The 13,260-nt window shown below is 69.3% G+C and carries 14 protein-coding genes; 10 read left to right on the top strand and 4 right to left on the bottom strand.

Annotation, left to right across the window (positions count from 1 at the left end; all coding sequences use genetic code 11):
- The first annotated feature begins 4 nt into the window (after positions 1–4).
- From ACWZJV_RS21310 to ACWZJV_RS21270, 9 genes are all read left to right on the top strand, one after another.
- Complete coding sequence (locus ACWZJV_RS21310; protein WP_350830385.1) at positions 5–394, top strand: TOBE domain-containing protein; 390 nt, start codon at positions 5–7, stop codon at positions 392–394.
- The gene (gene modA / locus ACWZJV_RS21305) at positions 391–1,146 is read left to right on the top strand and encodes a molybdate ABC transporter substrate-binding protein (RefSeq protein ID WP_457178498.1); all 756 of its coding nucleotides are present in this window, start codon (positions 391–393) and stop codon (positions 1,144–1,146) included. The genes ACWZJV_RS21310 and modA overlap by 4 nt, the downstream gene beginning before the upstream one ends.
- A 58-nt stretch (positions 1,147–1,204) precedes the next feature.
- Complete coding sequence (locus ACWZJV_RS21300) at positions 1,205–1,966, top strand: ABC transporter permease (protein ID WP_457178496.1); 762 nt, start codon at positions 1,205–1,207, stop codon at positions 1,964–1,966.
- 79 nt (positions 1,967–2,045) lie between these two features.
- Entirely contained in the window at positions 2,046–2,744 is a 699-nt protein-coding gene (locus tag ACWZJV_RS21295; RefSeq protein WP_457178494.1) for an ATP-binding cassette domain-containing protein, read from the top strand.
- Positions 2,745–2,787: 43 nt separating this feature from the next.
- Complete coding sequence (glpX, locus tag ACWZJV_RS21290) at positions 2,788–3,807, top strand: class II fructose-bisphosphatase (protein ID WP_008358990.1); 1,020 nt, start codon at positions 2,788–2,790, stop codon at positions 3,805–3,807.
- A gap of 140 nt (positions 3,808–3,947) precedes the next feature.
- Positions 3,948–4,871, top strand: a complete 924-nt coding sequence (locus ACWZJV_RS21285) for an alpha/beta fold hydrolase (RefSeq protein WP_457178492.1) — start codon at positions 3,948–3,950, stop codon at positions 4,869–4,871.
- Between the two features lie 98 nt (positions 4,872–4,969).
- Positions 4,970–5,929 (top strand): IS481 family transposase, encoded by a 960-nt coding sequence (locus tag ACWZJV_RS21280; RefSeq protein WP_457178490.1) that lies wholly within the window; start codon positions 4,970–4,972, stop codon positions 5,927–5,929.
- A gap of 30 nt (positions 5,930–5,959) precedes the next feature.
- Positions 5,960–6,625, top strand: coding sequence for a TetR/AcrR family transcriptional regulator (locus ACWZJV_RS21275; protein ID WP_457178488.1), 666 nt, complete (start codon positions 5,960–5,962; stop codon positions 6,623–6,625).
- Positions 6,626–6,658: 33 nt separating this feature from the next.
- Complete coding sequence (locus ACWZJV_RS21270; protein ID WP_457178486.1) at positions 6,659–7,636, top strand: cytochrome c oxidase assembly protein; 978 nt, start codon at positions 6,659–6,661, stop codon at positions 7,634–7,636.
- Between the two features lie 126 nt (positions 7,637–7,762).
- On the opposite strand, the gene ACWZJV_RS21265 is transcribed toward ACWZJV_RS21270, so the two are convergent.
- From ACWZJV_RS21265 to ACWZJV_RS21250, 4 genes are all read right to left on the bottom strand, one after another.
- A complete protein-coding gene (locus ACWZJV_RS21265) occupies positions 7,763–8,833 on the bottom strand; it encodes an ABC transporter ATP-binding protein (protein WP_008358998.1) in 1,071 nt (356 codons plus the stop codon).
- A 105-nt stretch (positions 8,834–8,938) separates the two neighbouring features.
- A complete protein-coding gene (locus ACWZJV_RS21260; protein ID WP_457178484.1) occupies positions 8,939–10,663 on the bottom strand; it encodes a sulfatase-like hydrolase/transferase in 1,725 nt (574 codons plus the stop codon).
- A gap of 120 nt (positions 10,664–10,783) precedes the next feature.
- A complete protein-coding gene (locus tag ACWZJV_RS21255; RefSeq protein ID WP_457178482.1) occupies positions 10,784–11,482 on the bottom strand; it encodes a DUF1707 SHOCT-like domain-containing protein in 699 nt (232 codons plus the stop codon).
- Between the two features lie 69 nt (positions 11,483–11,551).
- On the bottom strand, positions 11,552–12,220 hold the full coding sequence (locus ACWZJV_RS21250; RefSeq protein ID WP_457178480.1) for a DUF1707 SHOCT-like domain-containing protein: 669 nt from the start codon (positions 12,218–12,220) through the stop codon (positions 11,552–11,554).
- A gap of 138 nt (positions 12,221–12,358) precedes the next feature.
- On the opposite strand from ACWZJV_RS21250, the gene ACWZJV_RS21245 reads away from it, so the two are divergent.
- Positions 12,359–13,258, top strand: a complete 900-nt coding sequence (locus tag ACWZJV_RS21245; RefSeq protein ID WP_457178478.1) for an NAD(P)-dependent oxidoreductase — start codon at positions 12,359–12,361, stop codon at positions 13,256–13,258.
- Positions 13,259–13,260 lie beyond the last annotated feature (2 nt).

Here is a 13,260-nt window from a genome sequence, read left to right as displayed (position 1 = left end):
TCCGGTGACCTCGTACCGCATCGCCGAAGCCGCCGATCTCCTCGGCGTCAGCGACGACACCGTCCGCCGCTGGGTGGATGCGGGACGGATCGAGGCGAGCACCGAGAACGGCCGCGCGGTCATCGACGGGATCGTCCTGGCCACGCTGGCCTCGGAGCTTGCCGACGCGCCCAACCCGGACCGGACGAAGGCGGTCAGCGCCCGCAACCGGATGCTCGGGATCGTCACCAAGACCACCCTGGACACCGTGATGGCCCAGGTGGAGATGGTGTGCGGGCCCTATCGGATCGTCTCGCTGATGAGCGCCGAGGCCGCCATCGAGCTCGGCCTCGAGCCGGGAGTCAGCGCCGTGGCCTCGATCAAGTCGACCAACGTCGTAGTGGAGCGCCCATGATCACGAAGTCCAGAGTCTCCGCCGTCGTCGCACTGACGGCCCTGTTCGCGCTCGCCGGCTGCGGGAGCTCGAGCGAGGGGTCGGAGGAGCAGGAGCTGACCGTCTTCGCGGCCGCCTCGCTGACCGACACGTTCACCGAGCTGGCCGAGGAGTTCGAGAAGGACCACCCCGGGGTGAAGGTGACGATGAGCTTCGGCGGCTCCTCGGACCTGGTGGCTCAGATCGAGGACGGTGCCCCGGCCGACGTCTTCGCCTCGGCCGACACCAAGAACATGGACAAGCTCGGCGATCTGGCCACCGCCCCGGAGGACTTCGCGTCCAACACCCTGGAGATCGCCACGCCGTCGGGCAACCCGGCGAAGATCACCGGCTTCCAGGACCTCGTCAAGCCCGGCACCAAGGTCGTCGTCTGCGCGGCCGAGGTCCCGTGCGGCAGCGCGACGGCTGAGATGGAGAAGAAGACGGGCGTCGACATCGAGCCGGTGAGCGAGGAGCAGTCGGTCAGCGACGTGCTCGCCAAGGTCACCTCCGGCGACGCCGACGCGGGGCTGGTCTACGTCACCGACGTGACCGCTGCCGGCGACACCGTGACGGGCGTCGAGTTCGAGGAGTCCGACCAGGTCGTGAACACCTATCCGATCAGTGCCCTCGACGACGCCGACGACGCAGACCTGGCCCAGGAGTTCGTCGACCTGGTGCTTAGCGAGACCGGGCAGAAGGTGCTGAGCGATGCCGGCTTCGGCCAGCCCTGATCTTCTCGGGAGGTCCGGACGGACGGACCGGCAGCGGGGGGCCGGTCCGTCCGTCGGTATGCCGAGCTGGCTGTGGCTTCCGGCGGCCGTCGCGGCGGCGTTCATCATCGTCCCGCTGGCCGCGATCATCCTCCGCGTCGACCTGGCCGGTTTCCCGGCACTGATCACCTCGCCGTCCGCGCTGGAGGCGCTCTGGCTCAGCCTGCGCACCGCGGTGGCCAGCACCGTGCTGTGCATCCTCCTCGGCGTACCTCTCTCCACGGTTCTGGCCCGCACCCGGTTCCGGGGACAGGGACTGCTGCGCTCGCTGGTGCTGCTTCCGCTCGTGCTGCCGCCGGTCGTCAGCGGGCTGGCGCTGCTCTACACCTTCGGCCGTCGCGGGCTGCTGGGGCAGTCGCTGGACCTGGTCGGCATCCAGATCCCGTTCACCACCCTCGCCGTGGTGATGGCGCAGACGTTTGTCGCGCTGCCGTTCCTGGTGATCAGCCTCGAGGGTGCGCTGCGCACCAGCGGCACCCGCTACGAGGCGGTCGCGGCCACGCTCGGCGCCGGCCCGACCACCGTCTTCCGCCGCGTCACCCTCCCCCTGGTCGGCCCCGGCCTGCTCTCCGGCTCGGTCCTCGCCTTCGCCCGCTGCCTGGGTGAGTTCGGCGCCACCATCACCTTCGCCGGCAACCTCCCCGGCGTCACCAGTACGATGCCGCTCCAGGTCTACCTGCTCCGCGTCGACGACCCCGACGCGGCCGTCGCGCTCTCGCTGGTGCTCGTCGTCGTCGCGGTCGCCGTGATCGGTTTCGCCCGCCATGGGAGGGCGCTGTGAGCGAGCGTCAGCGAGCGAGCCATGGGACCCACACGCCGCCATCTCCGTATGATGGCGCTTGCGCTACGGAGGTGGCGGCGTGAGCACGCTGCACCTCCGTGCCGTGATCGCCCAGCGCGGCATCGACGTCACCCTCGACGTGGCCGCCGGCGAGACCGTCGCGCTCACCGGCCCCAACGGCGCCGGAAAGTCGAGCATCCTCGGCGTGATCTCCGGTCTCCTCCGCCCCGACGAGGGAGAGGTACGTCTCGGCGACCGCATCCTCGACGCCACTCCCCCGCACGCCCGCGGGGTCGCGCTCCTGGCCCAGGACCCGCTGCTCTTCCCGCACCTGTCGGTGCTGGCCAACGTCGCCTTCGCACCGCGAGCCCGGGGCGTACGCCGCCGCCAGGCCAACGAGCTCGCCACCCGCCACCTCACCGAGGTCGGCGCCGAGAAGCTGGCCGGACGCAGGCCCACGGAGATTTCCGGCGGCCAGGCCCAGCGCGTTGCCGTGGCCCGGGCGCTCGCCGCAGACCCCGAGCTGCTCCTGCTCGACGAGCCGATGGCCTCGCTCGACGTCGACGTACGCCCGGCGCTGCGGCAGACGCTGCGTACCGCCCTCGAAGGCCGGACCGCCATCATCGTCACCCACGACGCGGCCGACGCCCGAGCGCTCGCCGACCGGGTGGTAGTGATCGAGCACGGTCACGTCGTCGAGGACGGCCCGACCGAACAGGTGCTGAACGACCCGCAAACACCGTTCGCCGTGAGACTTGTCTCTGGATCGATCAAGTGACACGGCGGTCACGCCACCGCACGCGGCGGATAGATTGATCCCTATGAACGACACCCAGCCGCTCGGCGTCGCCCCCACCGCCCCTGACCGCAACCTGGCCCTGGAGCTGGTGCGCGTGACCGAGGCAGCGGCGATGGCCGCTGCCCGCTGGGTGGGCCGTGGCGACAAGAACGGCGCCGACGGTGTCGCGGTCAACGCGATGCGCACGATGATCTCCACGGTCGCCATGAACGGCACCGTCGTGATCGGCGAGGGCGAGAAGGACAACGCCCCGATGCTCTTCAACGGCGAGCAGGTCGGCGACGGCACCGGGCCCGAGTGCGATGTCGCGGTCGACCCGATCGACGGCACCACCCTGACCGCCAAGGGCATGAGCAACGCCGTCGCGGTGATGGCGGTCGCCCCGCGCGGCAGCATGTACGACCCCAGCGCCGTCTTCTACATGGAGAAGCTGGTCACCGGCCCCGAGGCCGCCGACGTCGTCGACATCCGCCTGCCCGTCGCCGAGAACATCGCCGCCGTGGCCAAGGCCAAGGACACCACGACCTCCGACATCACCGTGATCGTGCTGGACCGCCCCCGCCACGACAAGCTGGTCGAGGAGATCCGCGAGACCGGCGCCCGGATCAAGTTCATCGTCGACGGTGACGTCGCCGGCGCGATCTCGGCCGCCCGTGCCGGCTCCGGCGCCGACCTGCTGATGGGCATCGGCGGCACTCCCGAGGGCATCGTCGCCGCCTGCGCGATGAAGGCGCTGGGCGGCACCATCCAGGGCCGGCTGTGGCCCAAGGACGACGAGGAGCGCCAGCGTGCCCTCGACGCCGGCCACAACCTCGACCCCGACTTCGTCCTCCACACCGACGACCTGGTCACCGGCGACGACTGCTTCTTCGTCGCCACCGGCATCACCGACGGCGACCTGATGCGGGGCGTGCAGTACCTCCCCCACGGCGCCGTCGTCACCGACTCCCTGGTGATGCGCAGCCGCTCGGGCACCATCCGCAAGGTCACCTCCGAGCACCAGCTCGCCAAGCTCAAGGCCTACAGCGCGATCGAGTTCTGAGCCTGTGACCCTGCGACGAAGTCGCAGGGTCACAACGCGAAGAGATCGAGCGAGCGCAGCGGGTGAGCTTGCGAACCCGCGAAGCGGGTCGAGATCTACGCGTCCAGGAGACATCTGGTCCCGTCCCGTAAAATCTCGGCATGACCACCTCCGCCGAGCCGACCGAGTCCACCGCCTTCCTCCCCGGAGGAGTCGAGCTTGCGTACGACACGTTCGGCGATCCCGGCGCTGAGCCGCTGCTGCTGATCATGGGGCTCGGCGGGCCGATGACCTGGTGGGACGTCCGACTGTGCCAGCAGCTGTCCGAGGCCGGGTTCTACGTCATCCGCTACGACAACCGCGACGTCGGTCACTCCTCGCCGCACCCGAGCGACGAGCGGATCACGCTCGCCCGGCTGGCCCGGGCGTTCGTCGGGCTGCCCACCCGGTCGCCGTACACCCTGACCGACCTCGCCGACGACGCGGCCGCTCTGCTGACCCACCTCGGCATCGAGTCCGCGCACGTGTGGGGCGTGTCGATGGGCGGGATGATCGCCCAGACCCTGGCCATCCACCACCCCGACCGGGTGCGCTCGGTCTGTTCCACGATGTCCACCACCGGCCGCCGCGCCGTCGGATTCCAGCACCCGACCCTGCTGCCCGCGCTGGTCATCAAGAAGCCCGGCCTCGAGGGCTACATCGAGCGCCAGATCAAGGGCGGCATCCAGATCGGCTCGCCCCTCTACCCCGAGCCCGAGGACGAGGTACGCCGCCGCGCGATCGACACCTGGAACCGTGGCGTGAACGCCGCGGCCGTCGCCCGGCAGATGCTCGCCATCCTCACCCAGCCCGACCGCACCGAGGACCTCGGCCGGATCAAGGTCCCGTTCAGCGTGATCCACGGCCTGGCCGACAAGATGGTCCACGTCTCCGGTGGCCGGGCGACCGCCTCGGCCGTCCCCGGCGCCGAGATCACTCTCATCAAGGGCATGGGCCACGACCTTCCCGTGGGCCTGTGGCCGACCTTCATCAAGATCGTGCGCCGCACCGCCGACCGAGCCGCCGACCGCACCCTCACGGCCTAGCTGTACCCGGCCATGAGGTTGGTGGCAGGTCGTTGACGTGGAGAGAGCCTCCGGGTGAGGTGTGGATTGTCTAGATTCACGCCGCCCAGGAGGCTCTCGTGTCCCACCGTAACGCCCGCACCACGTTTCACGGCAGGTTGCTGATCATTGATCGTCACCGCGCTGGTTGGCCCCGGGCCCATATCGCCAAGGCGATGGGGATCTCGCGTCGCTGTGTCGCGAAGTGGATCGGCCGGTTCGAGGCCGAGGGCGAGGCCGGCCTGGCTGATCGCTCCTCGCGACCACACTCGTGCCCGCGCCGGACCACTCCACAGGTCGAGGCATCGATCCTCGAGTTGCGTACCCGCGAGCGTCGCGGCCGTGACTGGGTCGCGGCCGAGCTGAACATCTCGCCGCGGACCGTGTCTCGGGTGCTGGCCCGTCACGCCGCGCCGCACCTGTGCGATCTGGACTCGATCACCGGCGAGCTGTTGCGGGCCTCGAAGAAGACCACGGTGCGCTACGAGCGCGAGCGGCCTGGCGAACTGGTGCACATGGACGTCAAGAAACTCGGCAAGATCCCCGATGGTGGCGGCTGGCGCGCCGAAGGGCAAACCACTCGCAACCACCGCTCCCGGGTGAACAAGACCCGGCTGGGCTACGACTACGTGCACTCCCTGGTCGATGACCACTCCCGGCTGGCCTACAGCGAGATCCTGCCCGATGAGAAGGGCCCCACCTGTGCCGCGTTCCTTGAGCGTGGCATTGCCTACTTCGCTGAACACGGCATCACCCGCATCGAACGGTTGATCACCGACAACGCGTGGGCCTACCGGCACTCCCTACGAGCCGTATGCGCTCGCCACGACATCGTCCAGAAGTTCATCAAGCCACACTGCCCCTGGCAGAACGGGAAGGTGGAACGCCTCAACCGGACCCTGCAAACCGAATGGGCCTACCGCCAAGTCTTCACCACCAACGACCAACGCACCGCCGCACTTGCGCCCTGGCTCGAGCACTACAACACTCAACGTCGCCACAGCTCACTCGGCGGACTCCCACCGATCAGCCGTCTGTGACCAACGTGTTGGCCGGGTACACCTAGCCGGATGCCCACCACGGTCCCCGAGGACGAGTCGGGGTCGCTGCTCGCGAGGGCGCTCGCGGACGTCGCCGAGCCGATCGAGGACGAGGCGGTGACCGCGAAGCTCCTCGACGCCGCCGCCGAGCAGTTCCGCCGGATCGGGATCAGGCGCACCACCATGGAGGAGGTCGCGAAGCGGGCCGGGGTCGCCCGGATCACCGTCTACCGCCGCTTCGCCAACAAGGACGCCCTGGTCGAGCAGGTCGTACGTCGGGAGTTCCGGCGCTACTTCGACCAGTTCGTGCTCGACATCGCCGACGCCGCCGACGCGGCCGAGCGCGTGGAGATCGGCTTCGCCAGCGCGATGCGGGCGATCCGCGGCAACCCGCTGATCGGTGGCCTGCTCACCGTCGAGACCGACTCGCTGGTGCACTCGATCGTCGGCGACGGAGGCCGCACCGTGGCCACGATCGCGCGCTTCGTCGCCGGCCAGCTGCGGCGCGAGCAGCGGGCCGGCAACGTACCTGCCGAGGTCGAGGTCGACCTCGTCGCCGAGCTGATGGTCCGCACCTCGACCTCGTTCCTGGTCACCCCCAGCGAGGTCGTCGACATCGACGACGAGGCCCAGCTGCGCGCGCTCGCCCGGCTGTTCCTGGTGCCGCTGATCCAGCCCACCGGCCGCCTGGAATAACCTCCGGTCCCGACCCGGAGATACCGTGAGACCATGCACGACCACGGCTCCCTGCCCGCGCTCGGCTGGTCCGAGTTCCTCACCACCTGGAGTCTCCAGCCCGGCTGGCTGCTCGCCGTGGTCATCCTCGGCGCGGGCTACCTGACGCTCCGCAACGCCGCCGGAGCGGCGTCGACGGTCGAGGGCTGGCGGGTGGCGTCGTTCCTGACCGGGCTCGGCCTGATGTACGTCGTGGTCGCCTCGGCCATCAACGGCTATGCGATGGCGCTGGCCTGGATGCACATGGTGCTCCACCTGACGCTGATCATGGTCGTGCCCGCACTCCTGGTGCTCGGGCACCCGCTCACCGTCATCGCCGAGACCGGGCCTCGCGCCGAACGGGCGATGCGCTCGCTCCCGGTGACCGTCCTGGTCCACCCGGCCACCGGCACCCTGCTCTACTCGCTGGTCATCATCGGCACCCACCTGTCCGGGTTCATGGACTCGATGGCGCAGAGCGTGCCGCTGATGGTCGGCGAGCAGATCGCCTACGTCGTCGCCGGCTTCCTCTTCCTCACCGGCACGATCGGCGAGGAGAAGGTACGCCCCGACCTGCCCTACCTGGGCCGGATCTCGCTCCTCGTGGTCGGCATGGTGCCCGACACCATCGTCGGGATCGTGATGCTGCAGACCGAGCGCAACCTCTACCCGGTCTACTCCGCCGCCCGGCCCGAGTGGGCGATGGACGCGGTGCGCGACGTCCAGACCGCCGGCGGTCTGATGTGGGCCGCGGGCGACGCCGGGATGATGTTCCTCGCCATCGGCCTGGTCATCGCCGTGGTCTCCTCACCCGAGCGCCGCACCAAGATGACCGGCCGCTTCCTCGACGGCGTACGCAGCGCCCGGCTCGCGCAGGAGAGCGCCCGGGGCACGACCGAGGGCCCCGCCGAGCCGGGATCCGTGGATCCCGACAGCGACGAGGCCCTCGACGCCTACAACGCGATGCTGGCCAGAATGAACCAGCAGCACTGAATTGTCAGCGCTGAAGCGCCCCTCGTCTGGACGTAGCGGAGCGAGGAGCGTCAGCGACGAGCGCAGCGGAGGAAGACGAGGGTCAAGCGCAAGCGCTGCGCGAATTGCGAAGCAATCGCCAATAGTTCAGTTGACTCGGAGGCCGGACTCGGTGTCGAAGACGTGGACGTCCTCGGGGTCGGTGGTGACGTAGATGGTGTCGCCCTTGCTGACCTGGTCCTTGGAGGAGACCCGGACGATCAGGGTGGACGGGACGCCCTCGACGTCGCTGGTGCCGTAGACGTAGGAGTCGGATCCGAGCTCCTCGACGACGGTCACCTGGACCGGCAGACCGCCCTGGCCCTCACCGATGACCCGGAAGCTCTCCGGGCGCACACCGACGGTGATCTGCTTGGGCAGGTCGCGGCCGCTGATCGGCACGACGTACTCCTCGATCTTGGCTCCGCCGTCGGCCGAGGTGGCCTTGATGAGGTTCATCTGCGGCGAGCCGATGAAGCCGGCGACGAAGAGGTTGACCGGCTTGCGGTAGAGGTTGAGCGGGGTGTCGACCTGCTGCAGCTCACCGTTGCTCATCACCGCGACGCGGTCGCCCATCGTCATCGCCTCGACCTGGTCGTGGGTGACGTAGACGGTGGTGATGCCGAGCTCGGCCTGGAGCTTGGCGATGTCGGTGCGGGTCTGCACGCGCATCTTGGCGTCGAGGTTCGACAGCGGCTCGTCCATGCAGAAGACCTGCGGCTGGCGGACGATCGCACGGCCCATGGCGACGCGCTGGCGCTGACCACCAGAGAGCGCCTTCGGCTTGCGGTCGAGGTAGTCGGTCAGACCCAGGGTCTTGGCCGCCTCTGCGACGAGCTTGTCACGCTCGGCCTTCGGGACCTTGGCCATCTTGAGCGAGAACGCCATGTTCTCGGCGACGCTCATGTGCGGGTAGAGCGCGTAGTTCTGGAAGACCATCGCGATGTCGCGGTCCTTGGGGGCGACGTTGGTGACGTCGCGGTCGCCGATCTTGATGGCGCCCGAGTTGACCTCCTCGAGCCCGGCGAGCATGCGCAGGGTGGTGGTCTTACCGCAGCCGGACGGGCCGACGAGCACCATGAACTCGCCGTCCTTGATCTCCAGGTCGATGCCCTTGACCGCGGGCTCGGCGGCGCCTGCGTACCAACGCTGCGCCTTCTCAAAACTGACTGTTGCCATGATTCCGTTGTCTCCTTCACCGGCAGGTACGTGCCGGACGATCCGTTGTGAAGTGACCGGGGCCACATTTGGCCCCGGCTGGGACACCATAGCCCAGATTCGGAATCAGCGGGTCAAAGCCCGGCATACAGCCGGGGCACAGCCCTCGTAGGCGTTGAGCCGGCGCATCAGGTCGCGGGCGTACGGCTTGGCGTGGTCCTCGGCGAAGACGTTGCGGTCCTCCCACGGCCGGTCATAGCGGTAGAGCTCGTAGGCGTAGTCGGTGCCCTTCCAGGACTTGTCCAGGTCGAACCGGACCAGCAGCCCCCGCGAACCACGCACCCCGATGTAGGACGGGATGATGTCGATGGTGCCGCCCGAGCCGTCGTCGAGGTCGACCTCGCCGGGGTGGGACTTGGCGTAGGTGTGCTCGAAGAAGACGTATCTCCCGCCCGGCAGCCGCGGCCGGCTCAGGGTCTCGGCGAACGAGGTGCCAGAGACGTACGCCGGGGTCGAGGCGCCCGCGATGTCCAGGAACGTCGGCGCCAGGTCGATGTTGTTGACGAACTGGCTGCGCTTGCCGGGCACCACGTCGGGGCCGACGACCACCAGCGGGACCCGGGTGTCGGAGTCGTAGGGAGCGCCCTTGCCGCCGTTGAGCTGGTGCTGGCCGAGGTGGAAGCCGTTGTCCGAGGTCAGCACGATGTAGGTGTCGTCGCCGGCGGCCTTACGGACCTGGGTGATCATCCGGTCGATCGACTGCACCATGCGGGCGCGGTCACGGTACTGGCTCAGCGCCGTCTCGTCGCTCAGCGAGACCTTGTTGGTGCGCCAGGCAGGAGCCTGCGACGTACGTCCGGCGCGGCCGAGGTAGGTGGGCGCGTTGTCCCAGCGGTCGTCGCCGTAGCCGACGAGGTCCTTCAGCGTGAGATCGGCACATGCGACCCGGCCGCAGTTGCCGCCCGCGGGGTCGCCGGCGGGCGCCTGGTCGGCGAACGCAGGCGGGAACCAGGTGTCCAGGCCCGGGTAGTGGTGGCCGAGCCGGGAGTGCGGCCCGTAGGCGGCGATCTCGAGGAAGTAGGGGTTCTCGTCGTCGCGGTGCTTCTCGATGAAGTCGAGGGCGTAGTCACGCGTGACGCTGGAGGCGTACGCCGCGTCCTTCTGCTGCACGGTGGCGTTCCGCGCGGGCTGCGGGTGGTTGCGCAGCTGCACCGCGCCGTTCCCGTCGAGGAACGTGCTCTGGTAGCCCCAGCCGCCGTAGGCGCCCCCGAGGAGCGCGTTCCAGGAGTCCCAGCCCGGCACCTTGGGCGGCGGGACCCGCTTGCCATCGGAGCCGAGGGTGGCCTCGTAGGCGTTGATGTACTTCCCCACGAACCCGGTCGTGTAGCCGGCCTCCTGCAGCCCGATGCTGAACTGCTTCTCGACGTTGCCGTAGCGCTGGAACGCCGACCAGCCGCCGACCGGGTGCTCCGGGTCGTTCTGGGTGTTGGTGAGCACCTTGGTGTGGTGGGGCGTCTGCCCGGTCAGCAGCGCGGCCCGCGAGGGGCAGCAGAGCGAGTCGATGACGAAGGAGTTCTGGTAGGTCGCTCCCTCGGCGGCCATCCTGGTCGCCTCCGGCATCGTGCGGAGCAGCTCCAGGGAGAAGTCGTCCATCAGGATGAGGACCATGTTGGGACGCTGGTCGGTCGTGGCGGCCAGCTCTGCCGCGGGCTTCTCGACCGGGGCTGCCGACGGGTCGGCAGCGGCGGAGCCGGCGACGAGCGTCTTCGGGCCGATGACCAGGAGTCCGGCGATCAGGGCCACGACGGCCACGAGTGCGGCGCCCAGCAGTGCGCTCCACTTCGGCTTCATCCCGAGACTCCTTTGTCTATTATGTAACTACACAATAACTTGTTCAGGCGAGGTTAGTGCCTGATTTCCAGGCACGACAAAATCGGTCCGCGGAGCGGACCATCCCCCGAGGTGTGTTGCTCAGTGCATCCCGTGTGGCGGGAGCTCGTGCGGCGGCGGCGGCAGCCGCAGCTGCTTGGAGCCCTTGGACTCCTTCAGCGGCTTACGGATGACGGTGACGCCACCCATCAGCGCCAGCCCCTTCACCCGCAGCACCGGACCGCCGGTCGGCTCGATGCCGCGCGGACCGACGTAGCCGCCCATGATCCCGACGCCCTGCATCACGACCTGGACGTCGGGGCCGACGGTGATGTTGACCCCGCCCATGATCGCGTTGGCGTAGATCACGGTCTCCTGCGCGGAGAACTGCGCCTGGCGCATGTCGAGGTCGGCCCCGCCCATCAGCGCGATCACGTTGCCGGTCGCCGGGACCGTCCAGACCCCGCGCCGGTCGACGCCGCTCATGATCGCGACGTAGAGCTGGCTCTCGATCGGGTTGTCGGCGAAGACCGCCGGACTGCTTCCGGTCGCAGGCTTCGCCACCGGCACCGGCGGAGCGGGGGTGCCCGCTGCCGGCAGGTCGACGGTGATCGGGATCAGGTCGGCGTACGTCTTGGCCTTGAAGGTCGCCTCGAGGCGGTCGTCGAGCTCGTCGATCTCCAGGCGGCCCTCGCCTGCGGCCTCGCGCAGGATGTCGGCCACCTTGTTGCGGTCGGCATCGCTGATCCGGAGATTCGGATCAGGATTCTGGCCGCGAAATGGCTCGGGGGTCGTTCCCATGGGGCGAATGGTAGTGGGGGCATCGAGCCTGTGCCTCAACAATCCCCCTACCCCATTTCCATAAGCCAGTCACTCCAGGCCGAGATGCTGCTTCAGGGTGCGTTTCGGGCCGCGCGGACCCCGGCGCTTCACGGTCACATCGCCCAGCACCGCGATGCCCCGCACCCGCACCACCGGCGAGTCCGCGGAGAGCACCTCGGGCACCTTCGCCGACGGCTCCTTGAAGTCGCCGAGCACGCCGTTGCCCTCCACGATCACGTGCACGTGGGGCGGCACGGTGACCTTCACGCTGCCCAGCACCGAGGTGGCGTTGATGACCACCTCGCGCGCGGAGTAGTGCGCCTCGCGCAGGTCGATGTTGGCGTCGCCGAGCACCGCGTTGACCGAGAGGTGCTGCGGGACCATCCACACGCCCTTGCGCTCGACGTTGCTCAGGAACGCGCTGGCGGTGTCGGACGCCTCGCCGTGGCCGTAGACGACGGGCACCGCCGATGCGGTGGGCGCGGCGGGTGCCGCCGGCATCTGGCCCGCGACCGGGAGGTCCTGCGTGATCGGCTCCAGGTCGGCGTACGTCTTGGCCTTGTAGGTCTCCTCGAGCCGCTCCTCGAGCTCGTCGATGTCGAGCCGGCCCTCCCCCGCCGCCTCGCGCAGGATGTCGGCCACCGCGTGACGGTCGGCGTCGCTGACCCGGAGGTCGGCGCGGCGGGGCTGGCCGGGGTGCGGTTCGGGGAGTCCCATGAGTGTTGATGCTATCGGCGCACGCCGGATCCGTCTCTCAGGTTGATCCCTGATCCTTTACCCGCGCGCTGCACTCACCGAATGGTGCGTACCCCAGTAAATAGTGGGTACTCCCGTGTCGCGACGACCTGCTCCAGCATGGAGGACGTGTCAGAAACCATTCGAAACTCCACCCACGCGACCGACATCACCGTGCTCGGCCTCGGCGCGATGGGCAGCGCCCTGGCGGCAGCGCTGCTCGGCTCCGGCCGCTCCATGACCGTCTGGAACCGCACCCCCGGCCGTGCCGCGGACCTCGTGGACCGAGGCGCTTCAGCCGCCGGCTCGGTCCGCGAGGCGGTGCTGGCCAGTCCCGTCGTCATCGCCTGCCTGCTCAAGCACGCCTCGGTCGAGGAGACCCTCGGCCCGGTCGCCGACGAGCTCCGGGGCCGCACCCTGGTCAACGTCACGACCACGTCGCCGAACGAGGCCCGCGCGCTCGCCGCTTGGGCGGCCGAGCGCGGTGTCGACTACCTCGACGGCGCCATCATGGCCGTGCCCGCGATGATCGGGTCCCGCGCGGGTCAGATCTTCTACAGCGGCTCGCGGGCTGCGTACGACGCCCTCCTCCCGACGCTCGACGTCTGGGCCACCAGCGAGTTCCACGGCGAGGACCCCGGCCGGGCGTCGCTGGTGGACCTGGCGATGCTGTCGGGGATGTACCAGATGTTCACGGGCTTCTTCCACGGCGCCGCGATGGTCGCGTCCATGGGGATGAGCGCGGCCGACTTCGCCGCTCGGCAGGCGCCCTTCCTGGCCGCGATGACCGAGGGGCTCGACGGCTACGCGAAGGTCATCGACGGTGGCGACTACACCGTCGCTGGCCAGCAGAGCCTGGAGTTCTCCGACCTCGCTCACATCGTCCGGGCCAGCGAGGAGGAGGGGGTCGACCCCTCCCCCATCGCTGCCGTCCAGGCACTGATCAGCGGACAGATCACTGCAGGGCACGGATCGGAGGGACTCGCGAGGGTCTACGAGAGCCTGCGACCGGGCTCCTAGCT

The sequence above is a fragment of the Nocardioides sp. WG-D5 genome (genome assembly GCF_054031175.1).
Note: the sequence above shows the minus strand (reverse complement) of the source record. Positions and strands in the feature narration are given on the sequence as shown.

Excerpts from the sequence above, each read along its gene's own strand:
- modA (WP_457178498.1), top strand. The coding sequence starts at position 391 with ATGATCACGAAGTCCAGAGTCTCCGCCGTCGTCGCACTGACGGCCCTG.
- ACWZJV_RS21300 (WP_457178496.1), top strand. The coding sequence starts at position 1,205 with ATGCCGAGCTGGCTGTGGCTTCCGGCGGCCGTCGCGGCGGCGTTCATC.
- glpX (WP_008358990.1), top strand. The coding sequence starts at position 2,788 with ATGAACGACACCCAGCCGCTCGGCGTCGCCCCCACCGCCCCTGACCGC.
- ACWZJV_RS21285 (WP_457178492.1), top strand. The coding sequence starts at position 3,948 with ATGACCACCTCCGCCGAGCCGACCGAGTCCACCGCCTTCCTCCCCGGA.
- ACWZJV_RS21275 (WP_457178488.1), top strand. The coding sequence starts at position 5,960 with ATGCCCACCACGGTCCCCGAGGACGAGTCGGGGTCGCTGCTCGCGAGG.
- ACWZJV_RS21270 (WP_457178486.1), top strand. The coding sequence starts at position 6,659 with ATGCACGACCACGGCTCCCTGCCCGCGCTCGGCTGGTCCGAGTTCCTC.
- ACWZJV_RS21265 (WP_008358998.1), bottom strand. The coding sequence starts at position 8,833 with ATGGCAACAGTCAGTTTTGAGAAGGCGCAGCGTTGGTACGCAGGCGCC.
- ACWZJV_RS21260 (WP_457178484.1), bottom strand. The coding sequence starts at position 10,663 with ATGAAGCCGAAGTGGAGCGCACTGCTGGGCGCCGCACTCGTGGCCGTC.
- ACWZJV_RS21255 (WP_457178482.1), bottom strand. The coding sequence starts at position 11,482 with ATGGGAACGACCCCCGAGCCATTTCGCGGCCAGAATCCTGATCCGAAT.
- ACWZJV_RS21250 (WP_457178480.1), bottom strand. The coding sequence starts at position 12,220 with ATGGGACTCCCCGAACCGCACCCCGGCCAGCCCCGCCGCGCCGACCTC.
- ACWZJV_RS21245 (WP_457178478.1), top strand. The coding sequence starts at position 12,359 with ATGGAGGACGTGTCAGAAACCATTCGAAACTCCACCCACGCGACCGAC.